Origin of the sequence: Pseudomonas sp. PA27(2017), from assembly GCF_001945445.1 — a bacterium.
Classification (GTDB): Bacteria; Pseudomonadota; Gammaproteobacteria; order Pseudomonadales; family Pseudomonadaceae; genus Aquipseudomonas.
Genome location: NZ_MSXW01000061.1, coordinates 353132 through 371520, shown reverse-complemented (window position 1 = coordinate 371520; position 18389 = coordinate 353132). Strand labels below are relative to the sequence as shown.

14 protein-coding genes are annotated in these 18389 nt (G+C 60.9%); 4 read left to right on the top strand and 10 right to left on the bottom strand.

Going from position 1 to position 18389, the window contains the following annotated elements:
* Positions 1–10: 10 nt before the first annotated feature.
* The 6 genes from potA to BVH06_RS25590 form a co-directional block, all read right to left on the bottom strand.
* Complete coding sequence (gene potA, locus BVH06_RS23290) at positions 11–1165, bottom strand: polyamine ABC transporter ATP-binding protein (protein ID WP_075928525.1); 1155 nt, start codon at positions 1163–1165, stop codon at positions 11–13.
* Between the two features lie 55 nt (positions 1166–1220).
* Positions 1221–2315, bottom strand: a complete 1095-nt coding sequence (locus BVH06_RS23285) for a polyamine ABC transporter substrate-binding protein (protein WP_075928524.1) — start codon at positions 2313–2315, stop codon at positions 1221–1223.
* Between the two features lie 152 nt (positions 2316–2467).
* Positions 2468–3568, bottom strand: a complete 1101-nt coding sequence (locus BVH06_RS23280) for a polyamine ABC transporter substrate-binding protein (RefSeq protein ID WP_075928523.1) — start codon at positions 3566–3568, stop codon at positions 2468–2470.
* A 167-nt stretch (positions 3569–3735) separates the two neighbouring features.
* Positions 3736–5103: an aspartate aminotransferase family protein gene (locus tag BVH06_RS23275; protein ID WP_075928522.1), complete on the bottom strand. Its 1368-nt coding sequence runs from the start codon at positions 5101–5103 to the stop codon at positions 3736–3738.
* Between the two features lie 53 nt (positions 5104–5156).
* The gene (locus BVH06_RS23270) at positions 5157–6515 is read right to left on the bottom strand and encodes a glutamine synthetase family protein (protein ID WP_070885911.1); all 1359 of its coding nucleotides are present in this window, start codon (positions 6513–6515) and stop codon (positions 5157–5159) included.
* 7 nt (positions 6516–6522) lie between these two features.
* A complete protein-coding gene (locus tag BVH06_RS25590) occupies positions 6523–7230 on the bottom strand; it encodes a hypothetical protein (protein ID WP_139315714.1) in 708 nt (235 codons plus the stop codon).
* A gap of 109 nt (positions 7231–7339) precedes the next feature.
* On the opposite strand from BVH06_RS25590, the gene BVH06_RS23265 reads away from it, so the two are divergent.
* The 3 genes from BVH06_RS23265 to aguA all read left to right on the top strand — a co-directional run bounded on the left by BVH06_RS23265 (position 7340) and on the right by aguA (position 10968).
* The gene (locus tag BVH06_RS23265) at positions 7340–8719 is read left to right on the top strand and encodes a glutamine synthetase family protein (RefSeq protein ID WP_075928521.1); all 1380 of its coding nucleotides are present in this window, start codon (positions 7340–7342) and stop codon (positions 8717–8719) included.
* Between the two features lie 183 nt (positions 8720–8902).
* Positions 8903–9526 (top strand): TetR/AcrR family transcriptional regulator, encoded by a 624-nt coding sequence (locus BVH06_RS23260; protein WP_075935630.1) that lies wholly within the window; start codon positions 8903–8905, stop codon positions 9524–9526.
* Between the two features lie 335 nt (positions 9527–9861).
* Complete coding sequence (gene aguA / locus BVH06_RS23255) at positions 9862–10968, top strand: agmatine deiminase (protein WP_075935629.1); 1107 nt, start codon at positions 9862–9864, stop codon at positions 10966–10968.
* 91 nt (positions 10969–11059) lie between these two features.
* Here aguA and BVH06_RS23250 read toward each other — a convergent pair whose 3' ends face one another.
* The 3 genes from BVH06_RS23250 to desA form a co-directional block, all read right to left on the bottom strand.
* A complete protein-coding gene (locus BVH06_RS23250; RefSeq protein ID WP_075935628.1) occupies positions 11060–12439 on the bottom strand; it encodes an OprD family porin in 1380 nt (459 codons plus the stop codon).
* Between the two features lie 423 nt (positions 12440–12862).
* A complete protein-coding gene (locus BVH06_RS23245) occupies positions 12863–13828 on the bottom strand; it encodes a sensor domain-containing diguanylate cyclase (RefSeq protein WP_075928517.1) in 966 nt (321 codons plus the stop codon).
* A gap of 157 nt (positions 13829–13985) precedes the next feature.
* The gene (gene desA, locus BVH06_RS23240) at positions 13986–15170 is read right to left on the bottom strand and encodes a delta-9 fatty acid desaturase DesA (RefSeq protein WP_075935627.1); all 1185 of its coding nucleotides are present in this window, start codon (positions 15168–15170) and stop codon (positions 13986–13988) included.
* A gap of 163 nt (positions 15171–15333) precedes the next feature.
* Between desA and dibA the strand changes: the two genes are divergently transcribed.
* Entirely contained in the window at positions 15334–17595 is a 2262-nt protein-coding gene (gene dibA / locus BVH06_RS23235; RefSeq protein ID WP_075935626.1) for a phosphodiesterase DibA, read from the top strand.
* Between the two features lie 24 nt (positions 17596–17619).
* Here the strand turns inward: dibA and BVH06_RS23230 are convergent, their stop codons facing one another.
* Complete coding sequence (locus tag BVH06_RS23230; RefSeq protein ID WP_075928514.1) at positions 17620–18297, bottom strand: glutathione S-transferase N-terminal domain-containing protein; 678 nt, start codon at positions 18295–18297, stop codon at positions 17620–17622.
* Positions 18298–18389 lie beyond the last annotated feature (92 nt).

Below are 18389 nucleotides of genomic sequence, written 5' to 3'. Positions count from 1 at the left end.
CTGCTCATCTTCATGATTGCAATACCACGCCACTGTCGTCTTCCCAGAACACCACCACCGGGTCATCCCAGGTCGGTCGCTTGCCGCGGCGCTCGGCGTTGGCGATGAAGCATTGCACGATCTGCCCGGAGGTCAGCTTGACGTAGTAGACCGAATGGCCGCCCAGGTAGGCGATGTCGTGAACGGTGCCGTGGCTCCAGTTGTAGTCCGGGTGCTCGTGATCGGCGGGCAGCTGGGTGGCCATCAGCAGCTTTTCCGGGCGCAGGGCATAGGTGACCTGGGTTTCCTGGGCGCGGGTACTGATGCCATGACCGATGTAGATCGGCTTGTCCAACTGCGGGCAGTCGATCACCGCGTGGTCGGTGTCATCGTGGACGATCTGCCCGTCGAACAGGTTGACGTTGCCGATGAACTCGCAGACCAGGCGGCTGGCCGGCGTCTCGTAGACGTCGATCGGGCTGCCGATCTGGGCGATCCAGCCCAGGTGCATGATGGCGATGCGCTGAGCCATGGTCATGGCCTCTTCCTGGTCATGGGTGACCATCACGCAGGTCACGCCGACGCGCTCGATGATTTCCACCAGTTCGAGCTGCATCTGCGAGCGCAGTTTCTTGTCCAGTGCGCCCATGGGCTCGTCGAGCAGCAGCAGCTTGGGGCGCTTGGCAAGCGAGCGAGCCAGAGCCACGCGCTGGCGCTGACCGCCGGAGAGCTGGTGCGGCTTGCGCTTGGCGTACTGGGTCATGTGCACCAGCTTGAGCATCTCGGCCACGCGCTCGTCGATCTCGGCCTTGGACATCCTGTCCTGCTTGAGGCCGAAGGCGATGTTGTCAGCCACGCTCATGTGCGGAAACAGCGCGTAGGACTGGAACATCATATTGATCGGTCGATCGTAGGGCGGCAGTTCGGTGATGTCCTGGCCGTCGAGGAAGATGCGTCCCTCGGTGGGCCGCTCGAAGCCGGCGAGCATGCGCAGCAGGGTCGATTTGCCCGAGCCGGAACCACCGAGCAGGGCGAAGATTTCACCCTTGTTGATGGTCAGCGAGACATCGTCGACGGCGACGGTTTCGTCGAATTTCTTGGTCACGCGCTCGATTTTGACCAGCACCTCTTTGGGTTGCTGGCTGCCCTCGATGACCTTCTTATAGGCACTGGAAGCAACTGCCATTACCAAACTCCCGCAGTATAAAGGGCGCCCGGCGAGGGCCGGGCGCTAAACGATTTCACCTACCGGACTTTATCTTGGTCCAGCTTCGCGTCATCAGGCGCTGCGCCTTGGGCGGCAGTTCGGCCATCACGTACAACTTGTCCAGCACGGCCTGCGGTGGGTACACCGACTCGTCCTGGCGAATGTCCTGGTCCATCAGCTCCCCCGCCTTGACGTTGGGGTTGGCGTAGCCGACATAGTCACTGACCCCGGCGATCACCTTGGGATCGAGGAGATAGTTGATGAAGGCATGGGCCTGCTCGACATTGCTGGCATCCTTGGGAATGGCGAGCATGTCAAACCACAGGTTGGCGCCTTCCTTGGGAATCGCATAGGCGATTTCGACGCCCTTTCCGGCCTCCGCGGCACGGTCCGATGCCTGCAAGACATCGCCCGAGTAGCCGAACGCCACGCAGATGTTGCCGTTGGCGAGGTCGGAGATGTATTTCGAGGAGTGAAAGTAGCTCACGTAGGGGCGCACTTCCATCAGCTTGGCTTCGGCCTTGGCGTAGTCATCGGCGTTCTGGCTGTTCGGATCCAGGCCCAGGTAGTTGAGCACCGAGGGGATCATCTCGTCGGCCGAATCCATGAACGACACGCCGCAGCTGGCGAGTTTCTTCATGTTCTGCGGCTCGAACAGCACGGCCCAGGAGTCGATCTTGTCGACGCCCAGCACTTCCTTGACCTTGGCGACGTTGTAGCCAATGCCGTTGGTGCCCCACAGATAAGGCACGGCGTACTGGTTACCCGGGTCGTTGGTTTCCAGCTGCTTGAGCAGCGCCGGATCGAGGTTGTTCCAATTCGGCAGCTTGCTACGGTCGAGCTTCTGGAACGCGCCCGCCTTGATCTGCTTGCCGAGAAAATGATTGGACGGCACCACCACGTCGTAGCCGCTACGGCCGGCGAGCAGTTTGCCTTCCAGGGTTTCGTTGGAGTCGAAGACGTCGTAGACCGGTTTGATGCCCGTGGCCTTCTGGAATTCGGCCAGGGTGTCCTCGCCGATGTAGTCGCTCCAGTTGTAGATATGCACGGTACCGTCCGCATGTGCCAGGGTTGCCAAGCCAACCGAAAGCGCGGTCGTTGTCAGGATCTTGCCCAGGGGAAAATGCACAGGTCGTCCTCTTCTTGTGGCTCATCACCGACTGGTGACGTATCGCGATTCAGGAGAGCGCCATGGCAACGCCACGGCACTCGACGGGTGGCGATCCACCCTCTGCCCATAAACGCAAACCGCAGTGCCAAGGCACCGCGGTCCGCAGGCGATCAGCGACCCGACTTGATCTTCGTCCAGCTACGGGTCATGGCACGCTGGGCAGCCGGCGGCAGATCCGGGAAGGCGTACAGCTTGCCCATGGTTTCCTGGGTCGGATACACGCCCGGGTCGTTACGAATGGCCTCATCCACCAGCGGCGTGGCTTTCGCGTTGCCGTTCGGGAAGTGCACTTCGTTGGTGATCTCGGCCATGATTTCCGGCTTCAACAGGAAATTCAGGAAGGCATGGGCCGACTCGACGTTTTCCGCATCGGCCGGGATGGCGACCATGTCGAAGAAGGCACCAGCGCCCTGCTTCGGAATGTTGTAGGAAACCTTGACCTTGCCACCGGCCTCTTCAGCGCGCGACTTGGCCTGGTAGATATCACCCGAGTAACCCACGGCCACGCAGAGGTTGCCGTTGGCCAGGTCGGAGATGTACTTGGAGGAGTGGAAATAGGTGACCGACGGGCGGATCTTCATGAACAGCGCTTCGGCTTCCTTGAGCTGCTTCGGATCGGTGCTGGTCGGCTCATAGCCCAGATACTGCATGGCGATCGGCAGGATCTCGGTTGGCGAATCGAGGAACGACACGCCGCAGGCCTTCAGCTTTTCGATGTTCTCGGGTTTGAACAGCAGATCCCAGGAATCTACAGGAGCGTTTTCGCCCAGCGCGGCCTTGACCTTTTCCGGGTTGAAGCCGATGCCGACCGTGCCCCACATGTATGGGAAGGAATACAGGTTACCCGGATCGCTGACCTCGACGGTTTTCAGCAGGTTCTTGTCCAGGTTTTCCCAGTTCGGCAGCTTGGACTTGTCCAGCGGCTGGTAGACCTTGGCCTTGATCTGCTTGGCCAGGAAGCTGTTGGACGGTACCACGATGTCGTAACCCGACTTGCCGGCGAACAGCTTGGCTTCCAGGGTTTCGTTGGAATCGAAGACGTCGTAGGTGACCTTGATGCCGGTCTCCTTGGTGAACTTCTCGATGGTGTCCGGGGCGATATAGTCCGACCAGTTGTAGACGTTCAATACCTTGCCATCTGCCTGCGCCATACCGGCCACGGCGCCGGCCAGCGTCACCGCCAGCAGAGTCTTGCCGAAAGTCTTGATCATGCGGTTCAGCTCCCTCATATGATGTCGATTAACCGGGCCGCCGTTCTACGCGGCGGGACCCATTTTTTTGGCCGGCAAGTCTGGCGATAACAGCCCCATCGCTCAAGCCCTGACAGGCAATTGATTACACCCGACCGTCGTTGCGTGCGACAGCGCTGCAGCAGCCGTCAGGCCAGTAAAGCACGGGCGGTGAGATCCAGGCATTTGCGGGCCTTTTCCACCAGCTCGTCGATTTCGCTCTTGCTGATCACCAACGGCGGCGAAATGATCATGGTGTCGCCCACGGCGCGCATGATCAGTCCGTTTTCGAAACAGTGACCGCGGCAGATCATACCCACCGCCTTGTCGCTCGGATAACGCGTGCGGGTCTGTTTATCCTTCACAAGTTCGATGGCGCCCAGCATGCCCACACCGCGCACTTCGCCGACCAATGGGTGATCGGCCAGTTCACGCAGTCGTTTCTGCAAATACGGTGCCGTTTCTTCTCTGACCTGCTCTACGATCTTTTCTTCGCGCAGAATTCGGATGTTTTCCAGCGCCACCGCCGCCGCTACCGGATGCCCGGAATAAGTGAAGCCGTGGTTGAAATCGCCGCCTTCGTTGAGCACCTTGACGATCTCGTCGCGCACCACCAGGCCGCCCATCGGCACGTAGCCAGACGTCAGGCCCTTGGCGATGGTCATCATGTCCGGCGTGTTGCCGTAGTAGTCGCTGCCGAACCATTGGCCGGTACGGCCGAAACCACAGATCACCTCGTCGGCGACGAAGAGGATGTCGTACTTGGCGAGAATCTCGCGCACGCGCGGCCAATAGCTGTCCGGCGGAATGATCACCCCACCAGCGCCCTGGATCGGCTCGGCCAGGAAGGCGGCGACGTTATCTTCGCCGACCTCGAGAATCTTCTTCTCCAGCTCGTCTGCAGCCCAGATACCGAAAGCTTCCGGCGTCATGTCACCACCCTCGCCGAACCAGTATGGCTGGGCGATGTGCACGATACCCGGAATCGGCAGGTCGCCCTGCTCGTGCATGCCCTTCATGCCGCCCAGGCTGGCGCCCGCGACGGTGGAGCCGTGGTAGCCGTTCTCGCGAGCGATCACCACCTTCTTGTTTGGTTTGCCCTTGAGCGCCCAGTAATGGCGAACCATGCGCAGCATGGTGTCATTGCCTTCCGAGCCCGAACCGGTGAAGAACACATGGTTCATGCCGGCAGGGGTCACGTCGGCGAGCGCCTTGGCCAGTTCCAGCACCGGCGGGTGGGCGGTCTGGAAGAAGGTGTTGTAGAACGGCAGCTCGCGCATCTGCCTGCTGGCCGCCTCCACCAGCTCTTCGCGGCCGTAGCCGACGGCCAGGCACCACAGCCCGGCCATGCCATCGAGGATCTTGTTGCCTTCGCTGTCCCACAGGTGCACGCCCTCACCGCGGGTGATGATGCGCGGGCCTTTCTCGGCCAGTTGCTTGAAGTCACTGAAAGGCGCCAGGTGATGGTCGCGGCTCATGGCCTGCCACTGCTGGGTTTTCGCATTGTTTGCCGTCATGTTCACCTCTTTATGAATGGGGTCGTGCGGATCGCGCGCCAGCCCCGGCTGGATCAGACCGAGAGCAGCAGGAACTCGCGCTCCCAGGAACTGATCACGCGCTTGAAGTTCTCGTGCTCGGCACGCTTGACCGCCACATAGCCACTGACGAACTTGTGGCCAAGGTACTGCTCCACGACCTGGCAGGTTTCCATGCGTTCCAGCGCCGCTTCCAGGGTCAGCGGCAGGCGCAGGTTACGGCGCTCGTAGCCACGCCCGACCACCGGTGCGCTGGGCTCGATGCCTTCGACCATGCCGATGTAGCCGCATAGCAGGCTGGCTGCCAGGGCCAGATAGGGGTTGGCGTCGGCGCCGGCCAAGCGGTTTTCCACCCGGCGATTCTGCGGCGTGGCATCCGGCACGCGCAGGCCGACGGTGCGATTCTCCTCGCCCCATTCGACGTTCACCGGCGCAGAGGTATCAGGCAGGAAGCGGCGGAACGAGTTGACGTTGGGGGCGAACAGCGGCAGCACTTCGGGAATGTATTTCTGCAGGCCGCCGATGTGGTGCATGAACAGTTGGCTCATCGAACCGTCTTCGTTGGAGAAGATGTTCTTGCCGGTCTTCAGGTCGATGATGCTCTGGTGCAGGTGCATGGCGCTGCCTGGCTCATCGGTGATCGGCTTGGCCATGAAGGTCGCGGCCACGTCGTGCTTGAGCGCCGCTTCGCGCATGGTGCGCTTGAATACCAGGATCTGATCGGCCAGGTGCAGGGCCTCGCCGTGACGGAAGTTGATCTCCATCTGCGCCGGGCCTTCTTCGTGGATCAGGGTGTCCAGATCCAGCCCCTGCAGCTCGCACCAGTCGTACATGTCTTCGAACAGCGGGTCGAATTCGTTGGCCGCGTCGATCGAGAAGCTCTGCCGGCCGGTTTCCGGGCGGCCGGAACGGCCCATCGGCGCCACCAGCGGGAAGTCCGGGTCGCTGTTGCGCTTGGTCAGGTAGAACTCCATCTCCGGCGCCACGATCGGCTGCCAGCCCTTGTCGGTGTAGAGGCGCAGCACTTTCTTGAGGATGTTGCGCGGCGACAGCTCGATGGGGTTGCCCTGCTTGTCGTAGGTGTCGTGAATCACCTGAGCGGTGGGCTCGATGGCCCAGGGCACGATGAACACGGCGTTCTCGTCCGGCCGGCAGAACATGTCGATATCGGCCGGATCGAGCAGGTCGTAGTACACATCGTCTTCGACGTAATCGCCGGTGACGGTCTGCAGCAGTACGCTCTCGGGCAGGCGCATGCCTTTTTCGTCGAGGAATTTGTTGGTCGGCGAGATCTTGCCCCGGGCAATCCCCGTCAGGTCGCTGACCAGACATTCGACTTCGGTGATCTTGCGTTCTTTCAACCAGCTGGAAAGCTGGTCCAATTTGGTGCTCATAGAGACCTCAGGTTTTTTGAAACCGGCATCCTCGGCCGGCTCGACATGCCCCGAACCTGGCGGCGGGCTTTGCCGCCCAGCACCAGCGCACGGGATAATCCAGGGTGTTCACGTCGTCGCGGGCAACCGCCCGAAAGCTCCTCCAGGCGCGCAAGCCGGAGCCTTGCATGCCCACAGCGGCGTGCCACCGCATCGCCCACGACTGTAACCGACCTTTGTTGCACTCGACAGCGCCAGATGCCATTGCAAAGCGCGCGCCGTCCCCGTCAGACATTGCCGAGCACGATCGATCAGCCACGCAAAAGTACATCGCATGGACACGTGAAGCTGCGCCGGTCGACAGAAAAGCATAGACAGGGGGAACAGAGGGAAGCTGACGGAGTGTGCAGATTTTCGAGCGATTCGACGCGATGGCATCTCTATAAGCAAATGCCGCGCAAAGCGCTGTGCGAGCGTTACGCGCAAGGCTCTGCCGGCTTCGGCCATAGCCGGCAATGCCGCGAACCATGTGGGACTGGCAATGACGCCGGACAGCGACATGCAGCTCATGAAACACCCGTATTGTTGGATTATTTGGGCTTTCGCCGAGCTTAGCCTTGTTCATTTTTTTATACAACCCGTTCATATCGGCTTCCAAAAGCCTGGGATCGATGCCTAAAACGGTGCAGTGTTTTTCCACGGAAACGCCCTGAAACGCCCTAAAAATGGCCATCATGCTCCGGATTGGGGCAGCATCTCGTTACCTTGACAGTGCCTGGCGTTTGGGATTGACTCCCGGTGTGTCAGCAATTGATTGATATTTTTAACAACATAGGTGTTGCATCATGTCGGTACCCCCGCGTGCCGTTCAGCTCAATGAAGCGAACGCGTTCCTCAAGGAACATCCTGAGGTTCAGTTCGTCGACCTTCTGATTGCAGATATGAATGGCGTCGTGCGCGGCAAGCGCATCGAACGCGCCAGCCTCCACAAGGTGTATGAAAAGGGCATCAACCTGCCTGCTTCGCTGTTCGCCCTGGACATCAATGGCGCCACCGTCGAAAGCACCGGCCTTGGCCTGGACATCGGCGACGCCGACCGTATCTGCTTCCCCATCCCCGATACCCTGTGCAAGGAACCCTGGCAGAAGCGCCCGACCGCGCAATTGCTGATGACCATGCACGAACTGGACGGCAGCCCCTTCTTTGCCGATCCCCGTGAGGTATTGCGTCAGGTGGTACAGAAGTTCGACGAACTTGGCCTGACCATCTGCGCGGCCTTCGAACTGGAGTTCTACCTGATCGATCAGGAGAACGTGAATGGCCGCCCGCAACCGCCGCGCTCGCCGATTTCCGGCAAGCGTCCGCACTCCACCCAGGTCTACCTGATTGACGACCTCGACGAGTACGTAGACTGCCTGCAGGACATGCTAGAAGCTGCCAAGGAACAAGCGCTGCCCGCCGACGCCATCGTCAAGGAAAGCGCACCGGCGCAGTTCGAGGTCAACCTGCACCACACCAAGGACGCGCTCAAGGCCTGCGATCATGCGTTGCTGCTCAAGCGCCTGATCAAGAACATCGCCTACGACCATGAAATGGACTCCACCTTCATGGCCAAACCCTATCCGGGCCAGGCGGGCAACGGCCTGCACGTGCACATATCGCTGCTCGACAAGAAAACCGGCCAGAACATCTTCGCCACCGAAGACCCCGAGCAGCACGCACCACTGCGCCATGCCATCGCCGGGATCCTCGACACCATGCCGGCGTCGATGGCGTTCCTGTGCCCGAACGTCAACTCCTATCGCCGCTTCGGTGCGCAGTTCTACGTGCCGAACGCGCCGAGCTGGGGCCTGGACAACCGTACCGTGGCCGTTCGCGTACCGACCGGCAGCAGCGATGCGATTCGCATCGAGCACCGCGTCGCCGGTGCCGATGCCAACCCTTACCTGATGATGGCAGCCATCCTGGCCGGTATTCACCACGGCCTGACCAACGAGCTGGATCCGGGCGAGCCCATCGAGGGCAACTCTTACGAGCAACTGGAGCAGAGCCTGCCGAACAACCTGCGCGACGCCCTGCGCGAGTTGGACGACAGCGAGGTACTCAACAAATACATCAGTCCGGATTACATCGATATCTTCGTGGCCTGCAAGGAAGCCGAGCTGCAGGAGTTCGAGACGACCATCTCCGATCTCGAGTACAACTGGTACCTGCACACCGTGTGAACGAGAAACGCCGGCGAAAGCCGGCGTTTTCACAGGCGCGTTCGGCGTTATGATTTGGCAACGAGCAGCGCGCCGACATCACGGTATAGCGCCGCCATCGCCAATCAGGACGAATACGTTGATTCACTGCCCAGCGGTTTTGCCAGCCCATCCAAGAGCCCGCACTCAGCAGAGGACAATGCAGTGAGTGCGCGCAAGCCCCGCGCCAGCAGCCAGTCACGCATCGAACAGATTCTGGTCGCGGCCCGTACGCTGTTGGCCGAACAGGGCGTGGCGGGGCTGTCGATCTACACCGTGGCCGAACGAGCCGGCATCGCGCCGTCGTCGATCTACCACTTCTTCCCCAGCGTTCCCGCCCTGCTCCAGGCGCTGACTGCTGACGTGCACCGCGCCTTCCGCGCTTGCCTACTGGCACCCATCGACGCTGGCCCGCTGCATTGCTGGCGCGACCTCTCACGCATCATCGAACAGCGTATGCTGAGCATCTATGCGGGCGATGCCGCGGCCCGGCAGTTGATTCTAGTCCAGCACGGCCTGAGCGAAGTAACCCAGGCCGACCGTCAGCACGATATCGAGCTCAGCCAACAGACCCGAGCGCTGTTCGATCAGTACTTCGAACTGCCCGCCTTACCGGACGATATCGATATATTCGCCCTGGCCATGGAATTGGGTGACCGCGTCTATGCACGCTCGATTCACCAGCACGGCGAAATCACGCCACGTTTCGCCGAAGAAGGCTTGCGGGTATTCGAAGCCTATCTGGGGCTGTATCTGCCACCCTTCCTTCGCAAACGTGCAAACAACTGAAGGATGGCCGGCTTGGCCGTGCGTCGACAGGGGCAAGCCGAGCTGTGGCCTACAAATGGGGCAACCCCAATGAATACAAATACCTATCCGCTAATTCATTTGAATAAATCCGAAAGGCGCTGAAAATAGACTTCTATAGCCGATATTTATCGACTATAAGATCAGCTTGAAAGGCCATTTTTCGTACTGCTCATTCACCTTAGCAACGGTCGGAAGTGAACCACGCATGTGGGAAGCTCTGTGAGCGGCGCCCAGATTTCCATGATCCATTGAATCCCCCCGGATGGCTCAATCGCCTCCTGAATCCTCGAACGACTTCAGTAATGGAGCCCCCCATGACCACGCTGACCTCCACACCTCGCGCCGACGGCTTCCGCATGCCGGCAGAATGGGAACCCCATAGCCAGACCTGGATGGTGTGGCCGGAGCGGCCGGACAACTGGCGCCTGGGCGGCAAGCCCGCCCAGCACGCATTCACTGCCGTCGCCAGGGCGATCGCCGAATTCGAAGCCGTGACCGTGTGCGCCTCCGCCGCGCAGTACGAGAACGCCTGCGCGCACCTGCAGCACGAACGCATCCGGGTCGTCGAAATGACCACTGACGATGCCTGGGTACGCGATACCGGCCCGACCTTCGTGACCAACGCACAGGGCGAGCTGCGTGGTGTGGACTGGGGCTTCAACGCCTGGGGCGGTTTCGAAGGCGGCCTGTATTTCCCATGGCTGCGCGACGATCAGGTCGCCAGCAAGATCCTCAACATCGAAAGCTGCGACCGTTATCGCACCGAAGGCTTCGTGCTCGAGGGTGGTTCGATTCACGTCGACGGCGAAGGCACCCTGATCACCACGGAAGAGTGCCTGCTCAACCACAACCGCAACCCGCACCTGAACCGCGAACAGATCGAAGCGGTGCTGGCCGATCACCTGGCCATCGACACCGTGATCTGGCTGCCCCACGGGCTCTACAACGACGAGACCGACGGGCACGTCGACAACTTCTGTTGCTACGTGCGCCCGGGCGAAGTGCTGCTGGCCTGGACCGACGATCCGCAAAACCCCAACTACAACCGCTGCCAGGAAGCCATGGCCGTACTGGAAAGCGCCCGTGACGCCAAGGGCCGCAAGCTGGTCGTGCACAAGATGCCGATTCCGGGCCCGCTGTACGCCACCGAAGAAGAATGCGCCGGCGTCGACCGCGTACTCGGCAGCCAGGAGCGCAGCCCGGAGGTGCGCCTGGCCGGCTCCTACGTAAATTTCCTGATCGTCAACGGCGGCATCGTCGCGCCCAGCTTCAACGACCCCAAGGACCAGGAAGCCAAGGCCATTCTCGAGCACTTGTTCCCCGAACACCGTGTGGTGATGGTACCGGGCCGGGAAATTCTTCTGGGCGGCGGCAATATCCATTGCATCACCCAGCAACAGCCGGCCGTTACCGCCCGCTGATATCCCGCCACGCAGAAACGCAAAAGCCCGGAACCAGTCCGGGCTTTTGCGTTTGAATGGGCCGCTACGCGGCGCGGCCCGTCAACACAGCTTAGAGTAGCGGGATGCTGTAGCTGACGATCAGGCGGTTCTGGTCGGCGTCGGCGTTGGCAACTTCCGAACGCAGCGAAGCGTTACGCCAGGCGAAGCCCAGACCCTTGGCTGCGCCTTCCTGAACCACGTAGCTGATGGTCAGGTCGCGTTCCCACTCTTTCAGATCGCCTCTTGCCGACTTGATGTTGTCACCTTTCATGTACAACACGTTGGCGGTCAGGCCCGGCACGCCGATCTTCCCGAAGTCGTAGCCGTATTGGGTGATCCAGGTACGCTCGCCGGCACGACCGAAGTTGCTGATCTGACGGTCGGTGATCAGATAGGTGGTCGCACCGCCTTGGCCAGGGATAGAGCCTTGGTTCAACTGGATGAAGTTACTGTCACCGGAGACCTGCTGGTAACCGGCGCTCAGCGCATGGCCTTCCAGGCTGTAGGTGAAGAACGCACTCCAAGTACGGTTGTCGACTTCACCGGTAGTGATGCCGGTACCAGCGGCATTGCGGCCGTAGTAACCCGAACCCAAGTAACCATCAGCACGACCAGCGGCACTGCCATTCTTACCGTCGGAGTTGGTGTCGAAATAGCGCAGGTCGGATTTCAGCGAGCCAGCACCCAGCGCCAGGGTATGAGTCAGACCCAGGAAATGCTGCTTGTAGAAGTCATCCAGGTTGCCGTAGTAGTACTGAACCAGCAGATCCTTGTTGATCTTGTAGTCAGCGCCGCCGTAGTAGAACTTGTTACTGTCGGCACCCGCACCGGCGCCAGCGATAGCCAGCGAGTCGGCGTTACTGGAAGTACGGCCCTTGGCGTGCTCCAGTTGACCGGCAATCAGGGTCAGGTTGTCGATCTCGTTGGAGGTGATCTGCGCGCCTTCGAAGGTCTGCGGGATCAGACGACCATCGTTGAAGGTCACCACCGGCAGTTTCGGCTGCAGGGTGCCAACTTGGGCAACGGTCTTGGAAAAACGGATCTTGCCGGTCAGGCCCAGGCTGCTGAACTCGTCACGAGCGCTGCCGTCGTTTTCCAGGGGGAACAGAGCACTCGGGTTACGATCTTGCCCGACCTTGCCCGCGCGGCCGCCACCGTCCAGGCGCACGCCCAGCAGGCCCAGGGCATCGACGCCCACGCCCACGGTGCCTTCGGTAAAGCCCGACTGCAGGTTCAGCTGGAACGCCTGGCCCCACTCACGCACCTGGCCATTGTGAGCATTGGCAACACCCACGTCACCCTGGCTTTCACGGTTGTCGTTGTCAAAATAGTAGTTACGCAGATCCAGCTTGGCCGTGCTGTCTTCGATAAAGGCAGCGTTGGCAACGTTGCCCAGGGTCAGACCCAGAGTGCCGGCGGCTACGGCCAGCGCCAGGGAAGCTTTTTTCATCGTGATCTCTCCAGTGTTCTGTTCTTTTATTGGCGTTGCACATCGGTCTGGAAGGTGCCGCCTTCTAGGCGCGCAGCCAGCCGAATTCGGGTAAGACCGTCAGGTAGCAGGCAGCCGGAGGGCGCCACAGCTACGGGGACGGCGATACGAAAACTTAGGGGTAAAGATGAAACAGGTTGGTCTGGCTGCAGTGGCGACAGGCAAAAGGCATCGTCTGATTCTCGGCATTATTATTTTTGGCCTTGGAGGGCCATTGCTATGAATTTAGCACAGCAGGTAATGTGCCATGGACGACCAAAGTCGCATAACAGTCAACAATTCAACATGTTACTGGCAAAATGACAGAAGGTGGAGGTCGCTCATCGAGAAAAATGAGCGATTTTCCGCCGAACCTTATAGGAAATAAGGCGATTTTCCGCCAGATCAGCTGGTGACGATCTGGTTCTTTCCCTGGCGCTTGGCCTGGTACATGGCGGCGTCGGCACGTGCATACAGCACATCGAGTCCAGGGTCACCGCTGCGCAGGGAAGTCAGCCCCTGACTGACAGTGATGCCGAAAGTCGTGCCCTCATGACTGAACGACAAGCGCTGAATCTCCCGTTGCAGGCGCTGGGCGATCTGCGCGGCCAGTTCCGGCTCACAACCGGGAAACAAGGCCGCGAACTCTTCACCACCGATTCGCCCGAACAGATCGCCCCGACGCAGGACGGAGCTCGCGCAGTTGGCCAGCTGCTGCAGCACCTGGTCGCCAACCTGATGACCGTAGGTGTCGTTGATGTGTTTGAAGTCGTCCAGGTCAAGGAGCAGAAAAGCCAGCGGCTGCCCATGGGTACGCGCCAGCTCGAATTCACTTTGCGCACATTCGAAGAAGTGCCGCCGGTTGCTGCTCTGCGTCAGCACGTCGGTAGTGGCCAGACGATGCAGCTCGCCCTCGAGTTGCTTCTTCTCGGTGATGTCTTCGGCGATACCAAAGATGACTGGAGAAGCCTGGGTCTCGCTCTGCCGACCGATGAAGCATTTGTCGCTAAGCCAGCGAATCTCGCCATCGGCGCGGATTATCCGGTACTCGCGGGCTTCCACGGCGCCGGTATCCAACACCTTGGCCATGCTTTCGGCGGCGTATTCCAGATCATCCGGATAAATGCTGTTGCGCCATTCGCCGTAGTCAGCCAACAGCAAGCCGGCCGAGCGGCCGAAAACCAGCTCGTAGGCCGGGCTGACGTAGATGATTTGCTGAGCCTCCCAATCGAACGCCCAAAGGACGGCGTTCACGCTCCCCAACAGGGTACTGAACAGTTGCTCGCGCTCGCGCAGCCGGGTGCCCTCGGCACGGCTGTGCAGCAAAGCCAGGGTCAGCTCTTCCAGGTCGATAGCAGCAAGCTCATCCATATACCGATCCAGAACATTGGCCTTTTGATTAGGGTGGGGTTGCCAATGAGGATCGAAAAAGCCCGCCGAATGGCGGGCTTTTATGTGGCAACCAGGTCAGAGCTATGACCATGGCTGCACTGGGCGGTTCACCGACCGCCCAGCTTTGTGCGCTACGTCACGCAGCGACAGGCCGCAGAGAGTATGTCTTCAACTGCTCGGCGAAGTCGCGCAGGGACTGAATGCCACTCGCCTCGGCGTCGTGAACCCAGTGCTTGATGGCCTCGAGCATGTCATGACCATTGGCACTGGTTCGCGCCCAGATTTGTTGAAGAGCCAGGCGCTTCTCGTAAATCACCTTGAGCGCCTGGCTATGCGCCAGCATGGCATCGATATGCACCTGCTGCTTGTCATGCAGCAGGCTCGGCTCGCGAGAGAGCAGGCGCTTGGCGCGGCGGAACTGATGCCGAACGGACTCGTCGGCCTTGGCCAGCTCCTGCTTGACCAGCGGGCCGATCACCAGCTTGCGGTACTGAGCCATGATCTGGAAGCGGTTGTTGAGGATGGCCATGGCGGTGTCCATGTCCAGAATCCCCTTGCCCGGCACTCGATGGGCGATCGGCGCAACGCGCTGAACCTTGGCGAGCCCCAGGAAGCTGAACAGTTTTATCCACGCCCAGCCCATGTCGAACTCCCAGCGTTTGACCGACAGCTTGGCGGAGTTGGGATAGGTGTGATGGTTGTTATGCAGCTCCTCGCCGCCAACGATGATGCCCCAGGGCACCAGATTGGTAGCCGCGTCGCGGCACTCGAAATTGCGGTAACCGACGGCATGGCCCAGACCATTGATGACGCCGGCCGCCCAGAAGGGAATCCAGATCATCTGCACGGCCCACACGGTCAGGCCAAGCGCGCCGAAGAGCAGTACGTCGATGATCAGCATCAGCGACACACCGCCAATCGGGAAGCGCGAGTAGACGTTACGTTCGATCCAGTCATCCGGGCAGTTCTTGCCGTAGATGCGCAGGGTGTCTTCGTTCTTCGCCTCTTCGGCATACAATTCGGCGCCTTCGCGCATCACCGTGCCGAGCCCCTTGACCACTGGACTGTGGGGATCATCGGCGGTTTCGCATTTGGCGTGGTGCTTGCGGTGGATGGCCGTCCACTCGCGGGTGTTCATGCCTGTGGTCATCCACAGCCAGAAACGGAAGAAGTGCTTGAGTGCAGGGTTCAGCTCCAGGGAGCGATGGGCCGAATAACGGTGCAGGTAGACCGTCACAGCGACGATGGTGACGTGGGTCAGCAGCAGGGTGACGACGATGAGCTGCCAGACCGGCAAGTCGAGAAAACCGTTGTACCACATGGGCAGGGGTACCTCTTGCAGAGAAAAAGCGATGCGGACAAAGTGCCGCGCCTCCATTATCAACATCGTCTGCTGGAAAACCACTTGGTCTTTTGACTAAGGATGTTACAAGGTTGACCCCAGCGATGAACTTTACCAGTGAAAGGGAAGCCCTTATCTGCCCATGAGCACTCGGCAAGGCGCATTACGCCTGACTTTGAACTACCTGATAGCCGCGGGCCTGTGGATCGTGTTCAGCGACATGCTACTGGCATCACTCGAGCTCACGGCCCGACAGACGGAGCAGGCTCAGGTCTGGAAAGGCCTGGTATTCGTGTTGCTGACCAGCGCCCTGCTGTACCTGACGATAAGCCGCCACCTGGGCCGCCAGGCACGGATCGGCACGGCACTGCGCGCCAGCGAAGAACGCCTCAGCCTGGCCTTGTCGGCCACCGAAGACGGCCTCTGGGACTGGGACCTGCGCCGCCAGAGCGTGTATTACTCACCGGGTTACCACGCACTACTGGGCATGAAGGATGGCGAGCTGAGCGATGATCGCGACCACTGGCTGCAATTGCTGCATCCCGAAGATCGCCCCGCTTATCAGCGAGCCCTCTATGAACTGATGCAGGCGAGCGAAGACACCGCCTATGAAAACAGCTATCGCCTGCGCCACCGCGACGGCAGCTACCGCTGGGTATTGTCACGCGGGCGCTTGCAACTCGATGCCCAGGGTCGCCCGGAGCGTTTCATCGGCACCGTAAAGGACATCACCCAGCGCCGCGCCGATGCCGATAGCCTGCGCCAGGCAGCAGCGGTATTCGAGTCGACCCAGGAAGGCGTGCTGGTCACCGATGCGCAGCAGACCATCGTGCACATCAACCCGGCGTTCAGCCGAATCACCGGCTACAGCGAAGCGGAAATCCTCGGCAGGCACCCAACTCTGCTCAAGTCCGGCCGCCACGATGCCGCGTTCTACCAGCATCTCTGGCACACGCTGCAAACGCAAGGCACGTGGAGCGGCGAGGTATGGAACCGCCGCAAGGACGGCGAAATTTATCCGCAGTGGCAATGCATCCGTGCCATCCGTGGCGACCACGGCCTGCTCAGCCACTACGTGGCGGTGTTTTCCGACATCAGCGTGCTCAGGCATTCGCAGCAGGAACTCGACCACCTCGCTCACTACGATCCGCTGAGCAACCTGCCCAACCGCCTGCTGTTCAGCGAGCGTGTCGAGCATGCCCTGCAACGCGCTCAGCGCGAAGATGATCGCGGCGCGGTACTGGTCGTGGATCTGGATCATTTCAAGCACATCAACGAAAGCCTCGGCCACAACGTCGGCGACCTGTTGCTCAAGGCCACCGGCGAGCGGCTGGCCAGCAGGCTCGGCAGCGGCAGTACACTGGCCCGCCTCGGCGGTGACGAATTCGCCGTGCTCAGTGAAGACTGCACCCAGGCCGAACAGGCTGCGCACCTGGCGCAGTCGCTGATCGACTGCCTGAACGCGCCGTTTCTGCTCGATGGCCAGGAGCTGTTCATCTCGGCCAGCGTCGGCATCTGCCTGTACCCCGACGACGCGAAGACCGCCGATGACGTACTGCGCAACGCCGACTCGGCATTGTTCAAGGCCAAAAGCAGTGGCCGCGAGGGCTTCGCCTTCTACGATCAGGAACAGACCGAGTACGCCCGCCAGCGCGTGGAGCTGGTAGCCGGTATGCGCCATGCCATCGACAACGACGAACTGCGCGTGCATTACCAGCCGCTGCACAGCCTGACCGATAACCGACTGATAGGGGTCGAAGCACTGGTGCGCTGGCAGCACCCGCAGCGCGGGCTGGTGCCGCCCGGCGAGTTCATCCCGATCGCCGAAGACAGCGGCATGATCAGCGCCATCGACGCCTGGGTGCTCGAGCAGGCATGCCGGCAGATGGTCGCCTGGCGTAGCGCCGGGCGTCATCTGCAGTTCGTGGCAGTGAACATTTCCAGCCGCCTGTTCAGCCGCGGTGAGCTCGATCAGCGCGTTGCTCAGGTACTAGCCAGTACCGGCCTGCCGGCGGGTTGCCTGGAACTGGAAGTGACGGAAAGCGCAGTGATGGACGACCCGGATCAGGCCCGGGCCCTGCTCGAACGCCTGCGCGGGCTGGGCGTGCGCCTGGCGATCGACGACTTCGGCACCGGCTACAGCTCACTGGCGCGCTTGAAACGCCTGCCGGTGCATAAGCTCAAGCTCGATCAGAGCTTCGTGGCCGGCCTGCCCCATGACAAGGACGACCTGGCGATCACCCGCGCGGTCATCGCTCTTGCGCATAGCATGGAGATGAAGGTGCTGGCCGAGGGCGTAGAGCGTGCCGAGCAACTGGAGCACTTGCGCCAGCTGGGCTGCGACTACGTTCAGGGCTACTTCATCGGCCGCCCGGTTGCCGCGCAGGATCTGCAACTGGCGTGACCAATGCCACGCCAGTTGCCCGCATTAAAACAGCGCCTTGCGCGCCTCGCTGGTCAGGACTTCCTCGGGGCGCTGACCAACGGCTTCGGCAACCTGATAAGCACGCTGCACCGCTGGTCGTTTGCCCATGCGTGCCAGCCAGGCGGCCATGTTGGGGAAGTCCTCCAGACGCTGGCGCTGCAGCTCCCAACCCTTGGCCCACGGGTAAATGGCCATGTCGGCGATCGAATAGTCACCGGCCACGTACTCACGCCCCTCGAGCTGACGATCCAGTACGCCATACAGGCGCGCCGTCTCCTTCACGTAGCGGTCGATGGCGTAGGGAATCTGCTCCGGCGCGAAGCGCACGAAGTGATGGTTCTGCCCGGCCATTGGCCCCAGCCCGCCCATCTGCCAGTGCAGCCATTGTTGGACCTGCACGCGCAAACGCGGCTGCAGCGGCATGAAACGCCCGATCTTGTCGGCCAGGTACTCAAGAATCGCGCCTGACTCGAACACCGAGATCGGCTCGCCGCCGTCACTGGGATTGTTGTCGACGATGGCCGGGATCCGGTTGTTCGGCGATATCTTCAGAAAAGCCGGCTCGAACTGCTGGCCCTCGCCGATATTGACCGGGTGCACGTCGTAATCCAGCCCACTTTCCTCGAGAAAGATGCTGATCTTGTGGCCGTTGGGGGTCGTCCAGTAATGGAGATCGATCATGGGGCGCTCCTGTCGAGTGATGGCGGGGCCTGCCTGCGCCGGCGGGCGGTGCATGAATCTTGGAGCAAGGCCCCGCGCGCAGAGTTCAGCCG